Origin of the sequence: Rhizobium tibeticum, assembly GCF_900110205.1 — a bacterium.
GTDB classification, from domain to species: Bacteria; Pseudomonadota; Alphaproteobacteria; order Rhizobiales; family Rhizobiaceae; genus Rhizobium; species Rhizobium tibeticum.
The window spans coordinates 1-2,753 of sequence record NZ_FOCV01000120.1 but is presented as its reverse complement, the minus strand read 5'-3'; the positions used below and the strand labels follow the sequence as shown (position 1 = coordinate 2,753).

Genomic DNA, 2,753 nt, shown 5'->3' with positions numbered 1-2,753 from the left:
CCGATCTTCCAGGTTGCCGACTATGGTCTCGTCGCCGATCTGTTCGAGGCCCTGCCGGAACTGCAGAAGGCGCTTTGAACCGAGCAGATGCCTTCATTCCGCGCTTGCGAATGACTGGAAAATTATCTTTTTAAGGGCTACTACTTCTGCCGGGCGATCATTTGCCCGGCAGTTTTGTTAGAAAAATGCGGCAGCGCAGGGGCGTATGCCGAGCGGGGGTTTGGAGATGAATGCGGTGTTGAAGACGATTGGTATCATCGGCGCAGGCCAGATGGGTTGCGGCATCGCACAGGTTTCGGCAGATGCGGGTTATAAGGTCCAGCTCTACGATCTCTCCGACGAACGCGTCCAGCATGGTCTCGCCACCATCAATGGCAACCTCGCCCGCCATGTGACGAGCGGCAAGATGACGGACGACGAGCGCTCCGCCACCCTCGCCCTGATTTCCGGCTCCTCCGACATCAACGATCTCGCCGCGTCAGATCTCGTGATCGAAGCTGCGACCGAAGACGAAAGCGTCAAGCGAAAGATTTACGCCCAGGTCTGTCCAGTCCTGAAGCCGGAAGCGATCCTCGCCACCAACACATCCTCGCTGTCGATAACCCGGCTCGCTTCCGCCACCGACCGCCCCGAGCACTTCATGGGCATCCATTTCATGAACCCGGTGCCGGTGATGAAGCTGGTCGAGCTGGTGCGCGGTATCGCCACCGAAGAGGGCACCTTCGCCACCGCCAAAGAATTCGTGGCCTCGCTGGAAAAAACGGTGACGGTCGCCGAGGATTTCCCGGCCTTCATCGTCAACCGCATCCTGCTACCGATGATCAACGAAGCGATCTACACGCTCTACGAGGGCGTCGGCACCGTCGATGCGATTGACACCGCCATGAGGCTCGGCGCCAACCATCCGATGGGGCCGCTGCAGTTGGCCGATTTCATCGGTCTCGACACCTGCCTGTCGATCATGCAGGTGTTGCACGACGGCTTGGCCGACTCCAAGTACCGCCCCTGCCCGCTGCTGGTGAAATATGTCGAGGCCGGCTGGCTCGGCCGCAAGTCCGGCCGCGGCTTCTACGACTATCGCGGCGAAACGCCGGTCCCGACCCGCTAAAGGGCGAGGCGATCTCTCCGAATCGCTTTCAGATTCGCTTGTCGCGCTTTCGTTTTTGCCTTTAGGCATGCCTCAGGAGGGATTGTGGGCATGGAGCCGGCGAGAGGGGAAAATCGCGAGAGGGATTTTTCGGACGGCGGCCCACGACCTTGACATGCCAGATGCGCAAAGCGCCGCGATCAGCTTGCGATCCAAAGGATGCAAGCCAGCACCGCGAAGAATGCTGCAAGAACCAATGCAAGTCTGATGAAGATCCAGAAATCGTCTGCGCGATCGAACGCAACTTCGTGCTTCTCGATGGCGCATTAGGCCTCGGAAAAGCTGTGCGCCCGGCGGAACGAAAACCGTCGGTGATTGGCCGCGGAAACCAGACCCATGCTGGTGAAGCGGCGCCAGCACGGCCTCACCGAATTTCCATGCCTTCTGCCTCTGTTTGAACCGGCCAGCGATAATGGCGGCTTCCAGCGGCTCCTCGGCTTCCATCAGCTGGTGCAGCACGGCGGGCGTCTGGTCGTGCTCATCGGTCGGGGGGCTCGGCCTTCTCCTTTCCGAGCCGGAACGGGGGAGTCTGGTAGTCCGGCCGCAGTCAGCGCACCAGTCCGCGCTTTACCTCCTCGCCCGCTGCCCGAGCAGAAAATCGAAACAGGAATTTTTCCAATGACGGGTCCGCCTAAAAGTCCCAGTCCTCATCTTCGGTCGAGACAGCCTTGCCGATGACATAGGAGGATCCTGTTCCGGAGAAGAAGTCGTGGTTCTCGTCGGCGTTTGGCGACAGCGCCGACAGGATCGCCGGATTTACCTTGCAGGCTTCCGGCGGGAACAGCGCCTCGTAGCCGAGGTTCATCAGCGCCTTGTTGGCGTTGTAATGCAGAAACTTCTTGACGTCCTCGGTGAGCCCGACGCCATCGTAGAGCGCCTCGGTATATTTCGCCTCGTTATCGTAGAGTTCGAGCAGCAGTTCGAACGCAAAATCCTTGATCTGTTGCTGACGCGCCTCGGACAGCCGCTCCAGACCGCGCTGGAACTTGTAGCCGACATAGTAGCCGTGGACCGCCTCGTCGCGGATGATGAGGCGGATCATATCAGCCGTGTTGGTGAGCTTGGCGCGGCTCGACCAGTACATCGGCAGATAGAAGCCGGAATAGAACAGGAAACTTTCGAGAAAGACGCTGGCAACCTTCTTCTTCAGTGGGTCGTTGGAGGCGTATTCCTCCATGATCAGCTCTGACTTCTTCTGCAGGAACGCGTTCTCTTCCGACCAGCGATAGGCGTCGTCGACATCAGGCGTCAGGCAAAGCGTCGAGAAGATCGACGAGTACGAGCGTGCGTGGACTGCCTCCATGAAGGAGATGTTGGAGAGTACTGCTTCCTCATGCGGCGTTGCGGCATCTGCCATCAACTTCACCGAGCCGACGCCGTTCTGGATCGTGTCGAGAAGCGTCAGGCCGGTGAAAACCCGAATGGTGAGCTGCTGCTCGTCGGGCTTCAACGTCGCCCAGGACGCAATGTCGTTCGACAACGGCACCTTTTCCGGCAGCCAGAAGTTTCCAGTCATACCAACGTGAGCGGTCTCTGACTCGTTTTGCGGTTTCCAAATCAGTTGAATTCTGAATCTATGTCGCAAACGGAGGTTTGCGGATGACAT

Annotated in this window: 2 protein-coding genes and 1 pseudogene; 2 read left to right on the top strand and 1 reads right to left on the bottom strand. The window is 58.9% G+C overall.

The features are described 5' to 3' along the window. The first annotated feature begins 226 nt into the window (after positions 1 to 226). Both BSG20_RS34965 and BSG20_RS37150 read left to right on the top strand, forming a co-directional pair. Positions 227 to 1,108, top strand: a complete 882-nt coding sequence (locus BSG20_RS34965) for a 3-hydroxybutyryl-CoA dehydrogenase (RefSeq protein WP_072382383.1) — start codon at positions 227 to 229, stop codon at positions 1,106 to 1,108. A 161-nt stretch (positions 1,109 to 1,269) separates the two neighbouring features. Next, the gene (locus tag BSG20_RS37150) at positions 1,270 to 1,545 is read left to right on the top strand and encodes a hypothetical protein (protein ID WP_143147628.1); all 276 of its coding nucleotides are present in this window, start codon (positions 1,270 to 1,272) and stop codon (positions 1,543 to 1,545) included. 233 nt (positions 1,546 to 1,778) lie between these two features. On the opposite strand, the pseudogene nrdF reads toward BSG20_RS37150, so the two are convergent. Continuing rightward, positions 1,779 to 2,663, bottom strand: a pseudogene (gene nrdF, locus BSG20_RS34955) (class 1b ribonucleoside-diphosphate reductase subunit beta); the annotation flags it as partial. Between the last annotated feature and the right edge of the window lie 90 nt (positions 2,664 to 2,753).

Coding starts and splice junctions, on each gene's coding strand:
- BSG20_RS34965 (WP_072382383.1), top strand. CDS start 227: ATGAATGCGGTGTTGAAGACGATTGGTATCATCGGCGCAGGCCAGATG.
- BSG20_RS37150 (WP_143147628.1), top strand. CDS start 1,270: ATGCGCAAAGCGCCGCGATCAGCTTGCGATCCAAAGGATGCAAGCCAG.